Below are 17,413 nucleotides of genomic sequence, written 5' to 3' on the forward strand. Positions count from 1 at the left end.
CACCATCTGCCGCGGGAGCCTGGGTGAGCGCTGAAAAGCTGGTCGTGATCGGTCAGGGGTACGTCGGACTGCCGCTGGCCATGCGGGCCGTCGAGGCGGGCCTCGACGTGGTCGGTCTCGACGTCGATGCCGACCGGGTGAAGCGGCTCGCCTCCGGCGAGTCGTTCGTCGAGGACATTCCGGCCGACCGGCTGGGCCGCGCGTTGGGCAGCGGCCGTTACCACCCCAGCACGGAGTACACCGACGCTGACGGGTTCGACATCTGCGTCATCACGGTGCCGACCCCGCTGCGTGACGGGACGCCGGACCTGAGCTACGTCGAGCAGGCCGGCATCGGTATCGGCCCGTACGTACGCCCGGGCTGCACGGTGATCCTGGAATCGACCACCTACCCGGGCACCACCGAAGAGCTGCTGCGCCCGCTGTTGGAGTCGGCCAGCGGCCTGACCAGCCCCGGTGACTTTCACCTCGGCTACAGCCCTGAGCGGATCGACCCGGGCAACCCGACCTGGCGACTGGAGAACACCCCGAAGGTGGTCTCCGGTGTGGACCCGGCGGCGCTGGCCCGCGTTGACGAGTTCTACCAGCGCCTCGTGGAACGCACCGTAGCGGTGGACTCGACGCGCGTCGCCGAGCTGACCAAGCTGATCGAGAACACCTTCCGCCAGGTCAACATCGCACTGATCAACGAGCTGACCATGCTCTCGCACCACCTCGACATCGACGTCTGGCAGGCGATCGACGCCGCCTCGACCAAACCGTTCGGCTTCATGCCGTTCCGGCCCGGCCCCGGCGTCGGCGGGCACTGCCTGCCGATCGACCCGTGCTACCTGTCCTGGCAGGTCAAGCGCCGCCTCGGGCGACAGTTCCGGTTCATCGAGCTGGCCAATGACGTCAACCACGAGATGCCCGAACACGTCGCGCAGCGGATCATGGGAGGGCTGAACCGGGACGGCCGGGCTGTCAGCGGCGCCCGACTGTTGCTGCTCGGTCTGGCCTACAAGAAGAACACCGGCGACATGCGTGACTCCCCCGCCGTGGACGTGGCCCGTCGGTTGCAGGCCCTCGGCGCCGAGGTTCACGCCGTCGAGCCGTACGCCGAGGCGCACCAGATTCCCGCCGGGATCACAGTGGTCGGGCTCAGCGAGCGCGAGGTGCGGGCGGCCGACGCGGTGGTGGTGGTCACCGACCATGACACCTTCGACTACGACCTCGTGGTCAGGCACGCCCGCTACATCTTCGACACCCGCAACCGGTGCGTCGGCCCGATGGTCGAGCGCCTGTAGACCCGGCACCGCTGGCCGGTCCCGCCGCCGGGGAAGATGGCGGGACCGGCCGGCGGATGTCCGTCCGGTGGCCGAGGGTTGGACCCGGCCGGTCCGGACCGCGACCGGTTCACTGGTCGGCGAGCGCCTCGACGACCGGGCGGGACAGCGCCCGGCGCGCCGGCAGCACCGAGGCGAGCAGGGCGGCGAGCACCGCGACACCGAGGATCAGCCCGAGCTGACCGAGCGGCAGCACCACGTGGAAGTCCCCGCCGAGGCGGTCCAGCAGGGCCATCGTGGACGCGCTGACTGCGGTGCCGAGTCCGACCCCGAGAACCGCGCCGACCAACGCCATCAACACCGCCTCGACGGCGAGCACGGCCCGCATCCGCCCTCTGGTGAGCCCGACCGCCCGCAGGACGGCGTTCTCCCTGGTCCGTTCGACCACCGACAGGCTCAGGGTGTTCGCCACGCCGACCAGGGCGATCACCACGGCCAGACCGAGCAGCGCGGTGACGAAGGCGAGAAGCATGTCCACGGTGCCGGTGAGCATCTTCTTGTAGGCGCCCTGGTCCATCAGGTTCACCGTCGGGTAGCGGCCCAGCACCGCGGTGATCGCGTCGCGGGCCCGCTCGGGGCTCACCCCGGAGGCGGGGTCGATCTCGGCCAGGTAGCCGCGCTGGGTGGGGAAGAGCGCGGCGAAGTCCTGGTCGGACAGGTCGATGACGTGACCCGCGGGCACCTCATCGCCGGGCGTGTCGTCGGTGACCACGGCGGCCACCCGGAACGCTTTCCCCCTGACGGTCACCGGGGAGCCGACCTGCCAGCCGCGGGCCCGCGCCAACTCGTTGTGCACCAGCACCTGCCCCGGCCCGACCCGCTCGGCGTCGCCGGCCAGCACCCCGCTCAGCGTCCGGCCGATCAGCGCCGGGTGCGCCGCGCGGATCTCGACGTCGTCGACGACAGTGCTGCGCTGCTCGTGCACCACACCCAGTTCGGGACGGGAGGCGAGTTCACCGACGAGCGCGGCCGGCAGGTCCTGACCGATTCCGCTGACCACGAAGTCCGTCCCGATCTGGGCGTCCACGCTGCGTTCGATACCGTCCTTGGTGCTGCGCGCGCCGACCATGAACGCCGAGACCAGTCCGATACCGATCACCAGCGCGGTGGCCGTCGCGGCGACCCGCCGTGGATTGCGCACCGTGTTGTTGACAGCCAGTTCACCGATGGTGCCGAGCACTCGACGGACCGGCCATCCGAACACCCGGGCCAGCGCGGGGACGAGCACCGGCCCGAACAGCACGATCCCGAAGAAGGTGAGCACCCCACCGAGCGCCACCAGGAGCAGCTGACCGGCGCCAGCGGCGCCGGCCAGCGCTGCCACCCCGACCGCGAGGACCACCGCGCCGATGCTCAGCCGAACCCGACCAGCACTCCGGCTGGGCTGCACCGCGGCGTCGGTGAGCGCGGCCACCGGGGCGATCCGCGTCCCCCGCCAGGCGGGCAGCAGGGCGGCGCACACGGTGAGCCCGGTGCCGAGCAGGAGTCCGGTGAACACCGTCGAACCGGTCACTGTCAGCCCTCCGGTGACCGGCACGTCCAGTTGGGACAGCAGCAGCCGCAACCCGCCGGCGAGGGCCACCCCGAGCAGCACGCCGAGCGCGGAGGCGACCAGCCCCAGCACCGCCGACTCCAGGACTGTGGACCGGAAGACCTGTCCCCGGGTGGCGCCGATCAGGCGCAGCAGCGCGGTCCGTCGGGTGCGCTGGGCCAGCACGATCGCGAAAGTGTTGGCGATCACGAAGCCGGCCACCACGATCGCGACCCCTACGAAGATCAACAGCAGCATGCGGAACTGGTCCACGTTGCGCACCGCGTCCTCCACTGCCTCGTCGAGGATCTGCTGGCGACTCTTCACAGTGGCTTCGGCGCCGGACACGGCGCGTACCTTCTCGGTCAGCGCCGCGACGTCGGCGCCCGGTCGGGCCGCCACCATGATCCGGCCGTAGCCCCGCTCGCCGGTGAGGGCCAGGGCGTCCGGACCGACCAGGCCGACGAACGGACCGCCGACGTCGCGGGCGGTGCCGGCCACGTCGACGGTGCCCACCAGGGTGTACGGGCGGGCCGCCCCACCGGTGGCGCCGATCCGGACCGCCGTGCCGAGCCCGAAGCCCTGCTCGGCCGCCGTCGGCGCGTCGAGCACCACCTCCCCGGCCCGGTCGGGCAACCGGCCGGCCACCACGTCGTACGAGCGCAGCGCGTCCTCGGTGGGGATGGCGACGAGCATGGTGAAGCCGAGCACCGGCCGACCGTCGGCGCCGACGATGCCGGCGGTGTTGGTCAGCTCACCGGCGGCGGCGGCCACCCCGTCGACCGCCCGCACCCGGTCGACCAGTGCCGGGGGCAACACCTCCCGGCCGGCCGAGTAGACCCCCAGGTCGGTGTGGCGGTCGAAGGTGCCGGCCCGCTCGTACGCCCCGGTCCGCATCCCGTCGACGAAGATCATCGTGCCGGCGACGAACGCGACGCCGAGCACGACGGCGAGCGCCGAGAGCAGCATGCGCAGCGCCTCGGCGCGCAGCGAACGCAGGGTCAGGCGGATCATGCGGGGCTCCCGGTGCAGGTGGCGGATCGGACCCCTCCGACGCTATGGCCGGCACCGGTCTGTCGATCTCCACCTGCGCGCTCGACCTGCGTGCGCCCCGGGTCGCGGTGCGCCCGCCGGTCGCTACGACCCAGGTCGTACGCGGTGTCATCCGCCGGGCGTGACCAGCCCGCTCTCGTACGCCAGGACCACCGCCTGGACCCGGTCGCGCAGCTGGAGCTTCGCCAGGATCCGCCCGACGTGGGTCTTCACCGTCGCCTCGGCCACGTGCACCCGGGCGGCGATCTCCGCGTTGGACAGCCCCTGCGCGACCAGCAGCAGCACCTCCCGTTCCCGTTCGGTGAGCTGCGCGAGTCGAGGGTCCGCGCTCGGGGCCGCGCCGAGCTGCCCGGCGAACCGGTCCAGCAGGCGCCGGGTGATCGACGGAGCCACCACCGAGTCGCCCTGGGCCACCACCCGGATCGCGGCCAGCAGCTCCTCCGGCGGGACGTTCTTGAGCAGGAAGCCACTCGCCCCGGCCTGCAGCGCCGCGAACGCGTCCGCCTCGGTGTCGAAGGTGGTCAGCACCAGCACCCGAGGGCCACCCTCGGGCCGCTCGGCGCAGAGTCGACGGGTCGCCTCCACCCCGTCCATGGTGGGCATCCGGATGTCCATCACGACCACGTCGGCCTCGGTGCGGGCGAGCACCCGCAGGGCGTCCGCGCCGTCGATCGCCTCCCCCACGACCTCCAGGTCGGGCTGGGATTCCAGCACCATCCGGAACCCGGCGCGGACCAGCGCCTGGTCGTCCACGATCACTACCCGGACCGTCATGCCGCGATCACCTCCGTTGCCGGCTCAGACGGTAGCGGCAGCCGAACCTCGACCTGCCAGCCCCCGGTCAGTCGGGGACCGGCGGTGAGGCTGCCGTCGTACACGGTCACCCGCTCCCGCATGCCGAGCAGGCCGTGACCGCCGGACGGCGCCGGGCTGACCAGCGGGCGGCCGCGACCGTCGTCGACCACCCGGACCACCACGGCCTCGGCGGTGTACGACAGGACGACCTCCACACCGGCGCCGACGCCCGCGTGCTTGAGCGCGTTGGTCAGCGCCTCCTGCACCACCCGGTAGACGGTCAGCTCCAGGCCCGGCGGCAGCGCCGGTGGCGCACCGGTGACGGTGCTGCGCACGTGCAGACCGGCGTCGTCGAACCGGGCCAGCAGGTCGGGCAGCTCGGCCAGCGCGAGGCGCCGGTGCTCGGGATCGGCCGCCACAGCCAGCCCGTCGGCACCGTCGGCGCCGGCAGGGCCGGCGTCGCGCAGAACGCCGACCAGGCGGCGCATCTCCTCCAGCGCCTGCCGGCCGGTGTCGGCGACCACCTTCACGGCGGTGCGCGCCTGGGCGGGGTCCCGGTCGAGCATGAACCGGGCCCCGTCCGCCTGGACGATCATCACGGCCATGCTGTGGGCCACCACGTCGTGCAGCTCACGGGCGATCCGGGTGCGCTCCTCGGCAACTGCCGCCCGGGACTCGGCCTCCCGCTCGCGTTCCAGGGTGGTGGCCCGCTCCTCGAGGCTGAGCACGTAGAGCCGGCGGGTCCGCACGTTCAGCGCGACCAGCCACACCGCCCCGGTGACCAGCGCATACCAGAGCGCTGTCACCCACCACTGGATGACGTTGGGCGTCTGCGCGGCGGCCAGCAGCACGCCGATGGCCGCGACCGCTCCGGCCAGTACGCCGTCGCGAAGCCGCCGGCCGTACTTCACCACGCTGTAGAGCGCGATCAGGACGGCCACGTCGTAGATGAGCGGACCCCAGCGGGCGATCACCTGGATCAGGGCGAGCGCCGCGACCGCCACCGTCACCGCGCTCGGATGGGTGCGGCGGAACAGCAACGCCACCGCCATCCCCAGGCCGACCGCAGTGGCCGCCCAACCGCCCGGCTGGCTCACCGCCGCGGCCAGGGAGACGAGCACCACCATTGCGGCGACGGCCACGTCGAAGGCGACGCCGCGCAGCGGGCGACCGAACACTGTGCGTCTCACGGTCACCCAGCGTACGTGCCGCGACGCTCGGCCCTCGTGCCCCGCGCCCGGGCTCAGCCGCCGAGGACCTCGCGCATGCGGTCGATCTCGACGGTCTGCTCGGTGGCGACGGCGTTGGCGAACTCGTTGAGCGTCAGGTCGGAGCCGACAGTGAGCAGGTTGGTGGCCATCTCGATGGCGCCCTGGTGGTGCTCGGTCATCATCCGGACGAAGAGCCTGTCGAAGTCCGCGCCACGTGCCGCGGCGAGCTGCCGCATCGCCTCTGGCGACTGCATGCCGCGCATGGTGCCGTGGTCGTGGCCCTGTACCTCCGCCGGGAGGCCACGGGTCTGCAGCCAGCCGCGCATCATGCCCATCTCCGGCCCCTGGCTGGCCCGGATGCGCTCGGCGATGGCCCGGACGTCGGGGTCGGCGGCCCGGTCGGGGGCGAGCTCCGCCATCGCCAGGGCCTGCGCGTGGTGCGGGATCATCATCCGGACGAACCAGACGTCCAGCGAGTTGTGCGGGGCGGGACCGGCGTCGCGGACCTCATGCGCCGGGCGGGTAGCCGCCGTCTCGCCCGGACGGCCGGGCGCGATGACGGTCAGATCGGTGGGGACGGGGCTGGCCGTCGGCGACGCGGCGGAGGTGGCGGGCGCGGAGACCGGCCGCGGTGCGCTCGTACCGGTGTCGCCGTCGAGGCGGATCACCATGAACACCACGAGCGGCAACACGAGAGCCAGTGTGACGACCGCCAGGATGCGTGCGCGCCGGTTGGTCATGGGCCACTCCCTGCAGTCGAGGTCACCGCGATGCTATCCATTGAAGAACCCGCTTTCATGTGATCCAGCTCACATCGACGTTCTTCGTCGAACGGTAACGTGTCAACCATCGTCTCCCCCTTGCGAAGGGCCCCCGCCGATGATCAGATTCCACAAGCCACGGTTACGACAACTGCGTGTCGTGGCTCTCGCCACGACCGGCCTCCTCGTCGCCAGCGCCCTCGTCGCTCCGGCCAGCAACGCCCAGACCGTGTCGCAGGCGGCCCCGGCCCCCGCGCTCACCAACACGATCCCCGGCGTCGACGAGATCGTGAGCAGCCCCAACCTGCGCCAGATCGCCAACGTGCCCAAGGTCGCCCCACTGGACGCGACAAACAGCGACATCGCCTTCCAGGGCAAGTACGCGTTCGCCGGCAACTACAACGGCTTCGTCATCTACGACATCTCGCGGCCCAGCGCGCCGACGGTCAAGGCCCGGGTGCTCTGCCCGGGGTCGCAGAACGACATCTCCGTCCACGGTGACCTGCTCTTCCTCTCCACCGACTCGTCGCGCAGCGACGACTCCTGCAACAGCACCACGCAGGGAGCGGACGTGAAGGGCTCGTGGGAGGGCATCAAGGTCTTCGACATCAAGGACAAGGCCAACCCGCGCTACATCAAGTCCGTCGAGACGGCCTGCGGCTCCCACACCCACACCCTGGTGCCGGGCAAGGACCGCAAGGCCATCTACCTGTACGTGTCGTCGTACAGCCCGCGGGCCGAATTCCCGGACTGCCAGCCGCCGCACGACTCCATCTCCATCATCAAGGTGCCGGTGAAGAAGCCGACCGACGCGGCAGTGGTCGCGACGCCGAACCTCTTCCCGGACGGCGGCTTCCCCGGCAGCCAGACCGGCTCGGCCACCACCGGTTGCCACGACATCACCGCCTACCCGTCGAAGGACCTGGCCGCCGGCGCCTGCATGGGTGACGGCATCCTGCTCGACATCAAGAACCGCGAGGCTCCCCGGGTCATCAACAGGGTTCGGGACGAGGTCAACTTCGCGTTCTGGCACTCGGCCACCTTCAACAACTCCGGCACCAAGGTGATCTTCACCGACGAGCTGGGTGGCGGCGGGGCGGCGACCTGCAACGAGACCGTCGGCCCGAACCGCGGCGCGGACGCCATCTACGACATCGCCGGCCGCGGCAACGCCCGGACGATGACCTTCCGCAGCTACTACAAGATCCCCCGGGCGAACGCCGACACCGAGAACTGCGTGGCCCACAACGGCTCGCTCATCCCGGTGCTCGGCAAGGACATCATGGTCCAGGCGTGGTACCAGGGCGGCATCTCGGTGTTCGACTTCACCGACTCGGCCAACCCGAAGGAGATCGCCTTCTGGGAGCGCGGCCCGCTCTCGGCCGACACGTTCGTCGGCGGCGGCACCTGGTCCGCGTACTACTACAACGGCCACATCTACTCCAACGACATGGTGAAGGGCCTGGACGTCCTGGAGCTGAACGACTGGCGTACCTGGTCGGCCAAGCTGACCCGCTACCAGGAGCTCAACGTGCAGACCCAGCCCAGCTACCTGGGCTGGTAGGCGCCACGCACCACACCGGGCCCGGTCTCCGATCGTCGGAGGCCGGGCCCGGCGCCGTTGCACGCCAGACTCGTCGGGGGCGGGCACGGTGGGGCCCGTCACCAGGACGGGGGTTGCGAACCGGCTGGCCAAACGCTGTGCCAACGTGAACAGACGTGACAGTTGCCGCCCCGCCCGAACCGACCACGCGTCGGCGGCCCCACCCGCTGGACCTGGTGGCGGCCGTCCTCGCCGTGGTCGGGGCGGCCTGCGCACTGAGCGGGCTGCTCCCCCGCGCGGAGACCACCGCCACCCTGCACCGGATCCTGCCGCTGCTGTTGTTCCTCGGCACCGTGATCGTGCTCGCCGAGCTGACCGCCGTGGCCGGTGTCTTCGACGTGCTGGCCAGCCGACTGGCTATCGCGTCCCGGGGCAGGTGGGCCCTACTGTTCCTGCTCTGCGGTGCTCTCGCCACGCTGACCACTCTCGTGCTCAACCTCGACACCACCGCCGTGCTGCTCACCCCGGTGTTGCTCGCGCTGGCCCGGAACCTGCGGATCCCCGCCGCCCCGCTCGCCGTCACCACGGTCTGGCTGGCGAACACCGCGAGCCTGCTGCTGCCGGTGTCCAACCTGACCAACCTGCTCGCCGCCGACCGGGTCGGGCTGGCGCCCCTGGCGTACGCGGCTCGGATGGCATTGCCGCAGCTCGCCGCCGTGACGGTCACCATGGCCCTGCTCTGGTTCGGGTGGTGGCGCCGGGAGCGGCCCGCCGGCGGGCGTTTCGTCCCGCCGACCCGGCACGTGCCGGCCGACCCGGTGCTGCACCGTACGGCGCTCGCCGGTTGCCTGATCTTCGTCGCCGGCATCCTCGCCGGCGTGGAGATCGAGATCGCCTCCACCGTCGGGCTCGCCCTGGTGCTGGTCGGGTTCCTGGTCCGCTCCCCCGCCACGCTGCGCCCGGGGCTGGTCCCGGTACGCCTGCTGTTCTTCGTCACCGGCCTGTTCCTGGTGGTGCAGACCCTCGGCCGGCACGGGCTGGACGACCTGGTCGGCACCCTGGTCGGCGCCGACGGTGGCGCGCTGGGCGCCCTGCGCGCCGGTGGCACCGGAGCGCTGCTCGCCAACGCGGTGAACAACCTGCCCGCCTACCTGGCCGGCGAGTCGGTGCTGCCGACCGGTGACCACACCCGCCTACTGGCCCTGCTGATCGGCACCAACGTCGGCCCGCTGGCCGCCCCCTGGGCGTCACTGGCCACCCTGTTGTGGTTCGAGCGCTGCCGGGCGGCCGGGGTGGCGGTGCCGGTGGCCCGGTTCGTGCTGACCAGCACCCTGCTCGCGGTCACCGCGACGCTCGCCGCGGTCGGCGCGCTGCTGCTGGTGAGCTGAGGGCTCAGTCGCGGTACACGGCGACCTGAAGTTCGGTCACGCCCTTCTCCGGGGTGTCCGGGCAGTAGTCGAGGTAGACCTCCCGGGCGAAGCCGTCGGTGCGGTAGCCGTTCTCCTCGATCCACCGGGCGAGCGCCTGCATGCTCGGCTCGACGTCGTCCATCGCACCGTGATGGATGATCGTCGCAGCATTGCGCAGCTCCGGCAGATCGCGCACCGTGACGTCGGACGCCGCGGACGGCTCGGCGTCGACGAGCACACCGGCGTGTACGACGACAGCGTCGCCGCCCGAGTCGGCGGGCTCGTACCAGGCGATGCCCGGACCCGTCGGCGTGATTCCGGCGGCGTCCAGTCGACGGAACAACTCCGGGTAGAGCGGCTGGATCACCGGGCCGATGTCCTCGCCCTGGTAGCTGGGCGCGACGGCGGTCAGCTCCGCGACGCGAACCGGCGCGATCTCCTTGAGGACGACGTCCTGGGTGGTCATCCGACCCTCCGACTCGATCATTCGGAGCCGCGCCTCGACAGCCGTGAGCCGGGCCGTGTCGGCGGCCAACTGTTCCGCCAGCTGGCTCCGGCGCAGCCGCAGCATGCCGCGCAGCTCGGCCACGTCGACCGCGTCGTCGACGATCGCTCGCACCTGTTCGAGGGTGAGGCCCAACTCCTTGAGGGCGATCACCCGGTTGAGCCGGCGCAGCTGGTCGGCGCGGTAGAAGCGGTAGCCGGTGTGCGGGTCGACGCTGGCGGGGGGCAGCAGGCCGATGCTGTCGTAGTGGCGCAGCATCCGCACCGACACCCGGCCGAGTCTGGCGAAGTCTCCGATGGTGAACATGGTCCCCTCACACTCGTCCCTGACACCGTGTCAGAGTCAAGCGTGGCGTGCGGGACGGCCGTCAGTGGCGTGCGGGGCGCGGGCCGACCAGCCGGCGGACCATCGGAGCGGCGTTCCACTTGGCCGCGCCGACCAGGTCGCGGGCGTGCTCCAGGACCGTGTAGTCGGGTCGGGTCAGCCCGTCGGCGATGGCCCGGTCCAGATCGTTCCCGCAGCGGCTCAGTACGGTGTCGAAGTCCCGACGGACCGGCTCCTGCAGGTCGTAGCCGAAGGAGCGGTGCAACCGGGCGAAGAGCGGCTTGTACAGCCGGACCCGCTCGTGCAACCCCGACGAGTACGACATCGGGTTCTTCGGACGGCGGAGGATGTAGTCGGGCAGCACGTCGGCGAACGCCCGCCTGACGATCCACTTCTCCTGCCCGTGGCGCAGCTTCAGGTCCACCGGCAACCGCATCGCCAGTTCCACCACGCTGAGGTCGAGGAACGGCACCCGGGCCTCCACGCCGTATGCCATGGCGGCGCGGTCGACGCGCTGCAACTCGGTGCGGCACAGGTTGCGGATCCGGTGCAGGAACAGTCGGCGGGCCGCCGCCGGGGCGACCTGGCGGTACATCGGGTACCCGCCGAACAGTTCGTCGGAGCCGTCACCGGTCAGCACCACCTTGATGCCGAGGTCGCGGAGCCGCCGGAAGATCGGCACCGAGACGACCGCGTTGATGATGTCGCCGTACTCGGTCAGTTCGGAGATGCGGATGGCTTCGCGGACGTCGGCGAGCCGGATGTCACGCGGCTTCAGCTCGACCACCACGTGCGGCACGTCGAGGTCGGCGGCGAGCCGCCGGGCGTACGCCACGTCGGGGCTGTCGGCGACGCCGACGGTCACCGCGACGCAGTCCGGGTGGATGTCGCGCACCTGCCGCAGGGTCAACGAGCTGTCCAGCCCACCGGAGAGCACCACCCCGACGGTCAGGTCGGTCTCCACCCGCATCCGGATCGCGTCGCTGAGCGCGGCGCGGACCAGCAGCGCGGCCTCGTCCGGGTCGTCGATGACCGGCAGGCCGTCGCCGATGGTGAGCAGGTCGACGTACGGGCTCAGTCGCACGTGCCCGTCCGCCTCCGCCCAGCCGTGGTGCCCCGGCGGCACCTCGGCGATCGGGGCGCCGTGCCCGACGAGCGCCTTGACCTCGGAGGCGAGGTGCAGGCAGCCGGGTCGACGGGACCAGTACAGCGGCTTGACCCCGAGCGGGTCGCGGGCCAGGTACGCCCGGCCGGTGGTCCGTTCGACGACAGCGAAGGCGTACTCACCGCGGAGCCGGGTCACCGCCGCCTCGCCCCACTGCTGGAACGCGGCGAGCAGCACCTCGGTGTCGCTCTCGGTGCGGAAGGCCTGCCCCAGGCGGGTCAGCTGCGCCCGCAACTCCCGGTAGTTGAAGATCTCGCCGTTGAAGCAGAGCAGCCAACGCTCGTCGGTCGACGTCCAGGGCTGCACCGCCCGGTCCCGGTCGACGACCCGCAGCCGCCGGGTGCCGGCGAGCAGCCCGCTCTCGGACCGGGTCTCGGTGACCTCACCGCGCGGGGCCAGGACGGCGAGCATCCGCCGGAAGGTGGCCGGGTCGGCCTCCGGGCCGATGCTCAACGCGATGCCGCACACCGGCTCAGACCCCCATCTCGGCCTCGTACGCCCGGCGGAGACGACGCCGGGCGGTGGGCGCGAGGCACAGGTGCCAGGCCTGACCCTCGTCGATCACGTTCAGCTCACCGGCCTCCTGCCGGCTCAGCAGCAGCTCCGCCAGGGCGTCGCGCGCGCCGAAACGCTCGAACCAGGCCAGCTCGACGTCCGCCGAGTAGCCGAGGCAGTGCCCGCTGGGCAGCATCGCCGCGTAGCCCAGGCGGCGCAGCCGGTACTGGTGCTCGGCGCTGCGGACCAGGCTGGTCACCCAGAGCGGCGGGGTGGCCGGCGGCGCGACGGCGCTGAACTGCCGTCCGATGTCGTTGAGCAGCGCCACCACCTCGCGCCGGGCGCGCCGGAACAGCAGGCCGGCGGTGCGCGGGGTGGCGTCGGGTCGCAGCCGGCGACGCAGCCCGCGGGCGGCCCGGCCCATCATCGTGGTGGGCTGCTCCTGGTAGCGGAAGCGCAGTAGGTCGCGGCGGCGCAACCACTCCAGGTCGACCAACTCGGGGCTGCCGTTGACCTGGTCGTCGGTGACGAAGGTCGGCGCGTCCTGCCACCACAGCACGTCGATGCGGGAGAGCAGGTAGATCCGGACCAGCGCGCTGAGGTCGGTAGCCGAGGTGCGGTCGTTCGGTTGGTAGCGGGCCATCTCCAGCAGCAACGTCTCGCGCGCGCCGATCAGCCCCTGGGGCGTGGCGTCGAGGACCGCGGCGAGTGCCGGCTCCCGCAGCCGTTCGTCGATGAGCACCTGCCGGGCCCGGGTGCTTGCCGCGTCGGCCAGGGCGCCGACCTCGATCAGCAGTTCGGCGACGGCGGCCCGGTAAGCGGGCAGGTCGGGGGCAGGAGCGGGAACGCGGCGCGGGGTCGCACCGGAGGGTCGACGGCGGGCCGGAGCGGTGGGCGACGGAGGCGAGCCGGGCTGCTGTCCCGGGCTACGGCTGGGCACTCGCATGACGGGTCCCTCTCTCCGGTCACGGCACTGGGTGGATCGCCCTGAAACACACCGTAATCATCGGGACCGGAACGGACCGAACATTCCTCCTATCTCCCCCCTAACGGAGCGTGGACGACGCACCCCAGGTGATCCTTGGGTTTGGCGCTTTGGAGCTGATGTCGTCAACGAATCAACGCCGCCGGCTTCGCAAGCGGGCCGTGATGCCGCCGAGGCGGTACTCCAGACGGTGCATTGGGCTCGGGCGGACGGCACCACCCAGTGATGTCACAAACGATTCAGCTCCAAAGGCACCAACCAACACACCACCCACCGCCGCCCGCCGGCAGCCACCGTCAGTCGCCGTCCGTCGGCACCAGGGCCTGCACCTCGGCGTACGACGGAAGTCCCACCGGTGTGGTGGGCCCGCCGTCGCGGACGGCGTCGGCGGCGGCGAGCGCGGCGCCCAGCGCGGCCCGGAACAGCAGCGAGCCGGTGCTGACCCGGGCCACCCCGGCGCCGCTCAACTCAGCCAACCCTGGGCCGCCGGGCTGGTACAGCGCGTTCACCGGAGCGTCGATCCGCTCGGTGAGGACGCGCAGGGTTTCCAGGTCGACAGTCCCGGGCACGAAGATCCCGTCGGCACCGGCCATCCGGTAGGCACGAGCGCGGGCGAGGGTCCGCGGCAACGGGTCGTCCACCCCGAGCCACCAGGTGTCGGTGCGGGCGTTGACGAACAACTCCGGCACCGCCGCCTTCACTGCCACGATCTTGGCAGCGGCGACCTCGGTGTCGGCGAGGCTGCCATCGGCACGCCCGTCCTCCAGGTTGATCCCGACCACGCCGAGCCCGGCCAACTCCGCCACGTACTCGGCGACCTCGACCGGGTCGTCGCTGAACCCGGCCTCCACGTCCACGCTGAGCAGCACCGGCAGCCGAGCCAGCCGGCGGGCCAGGGCGAGGGTCTCCCCCGCGGTGGCCGCGGTGCCGTCGGGAAGGCCGGCGGTCGCGGCAACCCCGAGGCTGGTGGTGCCGATGGCCGGATGTCCACGCGTGGCGAGCGCCGCCGCCGAGGCGTGGTCCCAGGCGTTGGGCAACAGCAGGGGGTGGCCGGCGTGGTGCAGGGCGTGGAACGCGGCACAACGTTCGATCATCGGACGCTCACCTCCAGAGTTGTCGGCACCCGCAGGGTCGGGTGCGGTTCGTGGCGCACCAGGGTCGGGCTGCGCCGGCACCGTTCCCGCAGCACGTCGAGCACCCCGCTGGCCAGCGCCAGGGCGTGCCGGTCGCCGGGGCAACCCCGCTCCCCCGTCCCGAAGGTCAACAGCCCGGCACCGGGCCGACCGGGCCGGAACGTCGCGGGCTCGGTGAACGCCTGCGGGTCACGGTTGGCCGCGTCGAAGCGCAGCAGCACCGGACTGCCCGCCGGCAGATCCTGCCCGCCCACCCGTACCCCGTCGACGGTGACCCGTCGGGTGGCCCGAACCGGTGGATCGAGGCGCAGCACCTCGGCCAGCAGGTCGGCGGTCGGTACCGTGCCCGCCGCTCGCGGAACCGCCGGGTTCAGCAGGTGATGGGCGGCGGCGCCGATCAGGCCGGCTGTCGCGTCGCACGCCTGGACCAACAGACCGATCAGGTTCGCCAGTACCTCCGGCGGACTCTGCGGCGCGAGCGCCAGCAGGGCCGTCACCGCCCGGTCGGCGCGCGCGGTCAAGGCCGGGTCCACCCCCGGGTGGTACGCCGCCGCGACGACAACGACCGCCGTCCCGGCGGCTGCCGGATCAGCGAAACCGAGGCGATCGGCCAACGTCCGCAGCGGCACCGGCCGGGCCAGTTCCCGCATCACGTCGACGCGGTCGTTGGCGCGGTCGAGGACGGCCACTGTCAGCCGCGCCGCATCCAGTCGCAGGTCGTCCGGATCGAGCGGGGCCAGTGCGCTCACCGCTACCGCTCGACGGTCGGCGTGCCGTCCCGGTGGACTGAACCGGCTGACAGTGGCGCGCAGCCAGGCGAGGGTGCCGGGCGGACCGGTGTCGACGGCTGGCACCTGGAACGCCCTGTCGGTCAGCGCCGCGCGTACGTCGGCGTGCCGGGTCATCCACCAGCCGCTCTCCGGTTGGAACGAGGGTGGCCCACACGCCGGTGTTCCCGGAGCGGGCGCGATATGCGGCCAGTCGTCAGTCACCGCCCGACCGTAGGGCGCGAACCGTTCGCCCCACACCGAACGATCCCGGTACGGTCACCCGCCGCTCGCCGGTCAGGCGCGGCCGCTCGTGGGTGGCGAACCCACCGGCGGGTCGAGGGTGTGTTCGGGGATGGCCAGGGCCGCGGCCAGGCCGGGGCGGCCGGCGGTAGTGAGACGGACGGCGCGGCCGGCGCCCTGGCTGATCCAGCCAAGGTCGGTGAGGCGGCGGCAGAGCGCCGCGCCGAGCGCCCCGGCCAGGTGCGGGCGGCGTTCGGTCCAGTCCAGGCAGTCGCGGACCACCGGGCGGCGCGCGGCGCGCAGCATGTCGACGGGTACGCCCAACCCGGCCGCCCAGGCCCACCCGTCGGGCGTGAGCGCCAACCCGCTGGACCGGTCGAGTCGGCGCTCGGCCAGCAGCGCGTCGTACATCAGCACCCCCAGCCGCCCGGCCAGGTGGTCGTAGCAGGTCCGGGCGTACGCCAGGGAGGCGGTGGCGGTCGCCGCGCGCAGCGACCCGGTCGGTGTGGGCGTGGCCGGGGCGTGCCCGGCCAGGTCCTCGATCAGTTGGGCCACCGACGGCCCGGCCAGTCGCAGGTAACGGTGGCGGCCCTGCCGTTCCTCGACGAGCAGGCCACCGCGGACGAGTCGGGTGAGGTGGTCGCTGGCCGTCGACGGGGCGACACCGGCGCGCCGGGCCAGCTCACCGGCGGTCCACGCCCGCCCGTCGAGCAGCGCGACACAGATGCTGGCCCGGGTGCCGTCGGCCAGGAGAGCGGCCAACTCGGCCATCCCCCGACCGTCGGTGCCAACGCTCATCGCCCCAGTCTAGGAAACGGCAGGCCGGCCTCCTTGCCCACTGCCCTACTCTGAAGGAGCCGCGGCGCCACTTCGGCAAGTCGGGGCCCTAGCGCCTGCACCCCGGGCGGATAGAAGTAACCGGATGATCTGGACGAAGTTCAGAAGCGACCGCACCCCTCGCCGACTCCGTGCCGTGTCCGACCTGCGGTTTCCTGCCAGCGGACGTCAACATCTCAGGAACCGGTATCCCCATCTCAGCGACGACGACCTCGTTCTCGTCGAAACCGCGACCCGGCAGTGGTTCCGGATCATCGCCCGCCAGCCCGACGCGAAGCTGTCGCTGCCGTCGGTGGTCGTGGACGATCTGTGGCAGGAGCTGACCCTCCACGCGCGGGACTACGCGACCTTCTGCGACGCCGCGTTCGGGCGCCCTCCGCACCCCCAGCCGAGGGCTGCGACAAGCGGCGACACGACCACCGCCAATCGTGGACCTCTCCTGCTCGCCACGCTGAGCTACGGCCGCCGGGACGAGGGTTGTGGCCCGACCGGCCTTCCGCTGCTCTTCCGGGTGGACCAGGAACTGGACATCCAGGATGGCAACCGCTACCTGGCCGACTGCGGAGGTCGCGGCGAATGCTTCCCGGTTTCCGGCCGGGTCTGCCTGCAACACCTCGCGGGGCCGGGCAAGCGGCCCAAACCACCCGGCATTCGCGGCGACCTGCCCTTCCTCGACGGCCGTCACGGCCACGCCGGCGGTGCGGGTGGCGGCGGTGGTGGCGAATTCAGTGGCGGGGGCGACGGTGGAGGCGGCGGTGGGGGCAGCAACTGAGGCTCCGGACGACGCGAGACGACCTCAGCCGCGGCCGGTCAGCGGGGTCACCGAGCGGTCCGTGCCGTCGTAGCTGCGAGCGGCGTCGAAGTCGCCCGTCGGGCGCTGCCCACCGGCGACGGCACGAGCCAACCGCAGGTCCGCGTTGCGGAACCGCAGGGCCAGGCTCAGGTGCGGCACCCACGTGTCGGGCGCATGCCACGGGCGTTGTCCGTCGGCCTCGGCGAGAACGTCCCAGACGGCGGCGTGCAGCGCGGTCAGCGCCGGAGTGGGTCGGACGAGCCAGACCAGTGGGGCGCTGCCGTCGAGGACGACGACCCGGTCGAGCGTCACCGGCACCGGCAGCGCGGCGTCGAACAGCTCGGCCAGACGGTGCTCGACCCCCGGCGGGAACTCGTCCACTGCGGCGAGGGTGAGGTGCGGCCGGTTGGTCGGGTGGATGTTGCGGGCCAGGCTGGGCAACCCGGCGGCGGCCAGCCGGCCCCAGACCGCCCGGACCGCGACCTCCAGGCCGGGCGAGCAGACCAGTTCCACCGTACGCACGCGCCTACGCTAGTCG

General features: G+C 72.2%; 15 protein-coding genes. 4 read left to right on the plus strand and 11 right to left on the minus strand.

Annotated elements, in window-relative coordinates:
- The first annotated feature begins 23 nt into the window (after positions 1-23).
- Positions 24-1,286: a nucleotide sugar dehydrogenase gene (locus NIE111_RS19290; RefSeq protein ID WP_238685709.1), complete on the plus strand. Its 1,263-nt coding sequence runs from the start codon at positions 24-26 to the stop codon at positions 1,284-1,286.
- A gap of 109 nt (positions 1,287-1,395) precedes the next feature.
- On the opposite strand, the gene NIE111_RS19295 is transcribed toward NIE111_RS19290, so the two are convergent.
- From NIE111_RS19295 to NIE111_RS19310, 4 genes are all read right to left on the minus strand, one after another.
- Entirely contained in the window at positions 1,396-3,870 is a 2,475-nt protein-coding gene (locus NIE111_RS19295) for an ABC transporter permease (protein ID WP_238685710.1), read from the minus strand.
- A 147-nt stretch (positions 3,871-4,017) separates the two neighbouring features.
- Complete coding sequence (locus NIE111_RS19300) at positions 4,018-4,683, minus strand: response regulator (RefSeq protein ID WP_112587120.1); 666 nt, start codon at positions 4,681-4,683, stop codon at positions 4,018-4,020.
- Positions 4,680-5,900: a sensor histidine kinase gene (locus NIE111_RS19305; protein ID WP_238685711.1), complete on the minus strand. Its 1,221-nt coding sequence runs from the start codon at positions 5,898-5,900 to the stop codon at positions 4,680-4,682. The genes NIE111_RS19300 and NIE111_RS19305 overlap by 4 nt, the downstream gene beginning before the upstream one ends.
- A 47-nt stretch (positions 5,901-5,947) precedes the next feature.
- Positions 5,948-6,655 carry a DUF305 domain-containing protein gene (locus NIE111_RS19310; RefSeq protein ID WP_238685712.1) on the minus strand — a complete coding sequence of 236 codons (708 nt, stop codon included), beginning with the start codon at positions 6,653-6,655 and terminating at the stop codon, positions 5,948-5,950.
- A 139-nt stretch (positions 6,656-6,794) separates the two neighbouring features.
- Here NIE111_RS19310 and NIE111_RS19315 point away from each other — a divergent pair, with 139 nt between their 5' ends.
- Positions 6,795-8,240: an LVIVD repeat-containing protein gene (locus NIE111_RS19315; protein WP_238685713.1), complete on the plus strand. Its 1,446-nt coding sequence runs from the start codon at positions 6,795-6,797 to the stop codon at positions 8,238-8,240.
- 155 nt (positions 8,241-8,395) lie between these two features.
- Entirely contained in the window at positions 8,396-9,607 is a 1,212-nt protein-coding gene (locus NIE111_RS19320) for an ArsB/NhaD family transporter (protein ID WP_238685714.1), read from the plus strand.
- A 4-nt stretch (positions 9,608-9,611) separates the two neighbouring features.
- On the opposite strand, the gene NIE111_RS19325 is transcribed toward NIE111_RS19320, so the two are convergent.
- From NIE111_RS19325 to NIE111_RS19350, 6 genes are all read right to left on the minus strand, one after another.
- Positions 9,612-10,439: a MerR family transcriptional regulator gene (locus tag NIE111_RS19325; RefSeq protein WP_238685715.1), complete on the minus strand. Its 828-nt coding sequence runs from the start codon at positions 10,437-10,439 to the stop codon at positions 9,612-9,614.
- A 61-nt stretch (positions 10,440-10,500) separates the two neighbouring features.
- Positions 10,501-12,090, minus strand: coding sequence for an asparagine synthetase B family protein (locus tag NIE111_RS19330; RefSeq protein ID WP_238685716.1), 1,590 nt, complete (start codon positions 12,088-12,090; stop codon positions 10,501-10,503).
- 4 nt (positions 12,091-12,094) lie between these two features.
- The gene (locus tag NIE111_RS19335; protein WP_238685717.1) at positions 12,095-13,063 is read right to left on the minus strand and encodes a DUF5715 family protein; all 969 of its coding nucleotides are present in this window, start codon (positions 13,061-13,063) and stop codon (positions 12,095-12,097) included.
- Positions 13,064-13,398: 335 nt separating this feature from the next.
- Entirely contained in the window at positions 13,399-14,196 is a 798-nt protein-coding gene (locus tag NIE111_RS19340) for an isocitrate lyase/PEP mutase family protein (protein WP_238685718.1), read from the minus strand.
- Positions 14,193-15,227, minus strand: a complete 1,035-nt coding sequence (locus tag NIE111_RS19345; RefSeq protein ID WP_238685719.1) for a cytochrome P450 — start codon at positions 15,225-15,227, stop codon at positions 14,193-14,195. Before NIE111_RS19345 ends, NIE111_RS19340 begins: the two co-directional genes overlap by 4 nt.
- Before the next feature lie 72 nt (positions 15,228-15,299).
- Positions 15,300-16,043, minus strand: a complete 744-nt coding sequence (locus NIE111_RS19350; protein WP_238685720.1) for an ArsR/SmtB family transcription factor — start codon at positions 16,041-16,043, stop codon at positions 15,300-15,302.
- Between the two features lie 175 nt (positions 16,044-16,218).
- Here NIE111_RS19350 and NIE111_RS19355 point away from each other — a divergent pair, with 175 nt between their 5' ends.
- A complete protein-coding gene (locus tag NIE111_RS19355) occupies positions 16,219-16,854 on the plus strand; it encodes a UCP032817 domain-containing protein (protein WP_238685721.1) in 636 nt (211 codons plus the stop codon).
- Between the two features lie 24 nt (positions 16,855-16,878).
- On the opposite strand, the gene NIE111_RS19360 is transcribed toward NIE111_RS19355, so the two are convergent.
- Positions 16,879-17,397 carry a 2'-5' RNA ligase family protein gene (locus NIE111_RS19360; RefSeq protein WP_238685722.1) on the minus strand — a complete coding sequence of 173 codons (519 nt, stop codon included), beginning with the start codon at positions 17,395-17,397 and terminating at the stop codon, positions 16,879-16,881.
- Positions 17,398-17,413 lie beyond the last annotated feature (16 nt).

Origin of the sequence: Micromonospora hortensis, assembly GCF_022230935.1 — a bacterium.
Lineage (GTDB): Bacteria > Actinomycetota > Actinomycetes > Mycobacteriales > Micromonosporaceae > Micromonospora > Micromonospora hortensis.

Bases quoted from the DNA above. Each gene is read 5' to 3' on its own strand.
- NIE111_RS19295 (WP_238685710.1), bottom strand. From the start codon at position 3,870: ATGATCCGCCTGACCCTGCGTTCGCTGCGCGCCGAGGCGCTGCGCATG.
- NIE111_RS19300 (WP_112587120.1), bottom strand. From the start codon at position 4,683: ATGACGGTCCGGGTAGTGATCGTGGACGACCAGGCGCTGGTCCGCGCC.
- NIE111_RS19310 (WP_238685712.1), bottom strand. From the start codon at position 6,655: ATGACCAACCGGCGCGCACGCATCCTGGCGGTCGTCACACTGGCTCTC.
- NIE111_RS19315 (WP_238685713.1), top strand. From the start codon at position 6,795: ATGATCAGATTCCACAAGCCACGGTTACGACAACTGCGTGTCGTGGCT.
- NIE111_RS19325 (WP_238685715.1), bottom strand. From the start codon at position 10,439: ATGTTCACCATCGGAGACTTCGCCAGACTCGGCCGGGTGTCGGTGCGG.
- NIE111_RS19335 (WP_238685717.1), bottom strand. From the start codon at position 13,063: ATGCGAGTGCCCAGCCGTAGCCCGGGACAGCAGCCCGGCTCGCCTCCG.
- NIE111_RS19340 (WP_238685718.1), bottom strand. From the start codon at position 14,196: ATGATCGAACGTTGTGCCGCGTTCCACGCCCTGCACCACGCCGGCCAC.
- NIE111_RS19350 (WP_238685720.1), bottom strand. From the start codon at position 16,043: ATGAGCGTTGGCACCGACGGTCGGGGGATGGCCGAGTTGGCCGCTCTC.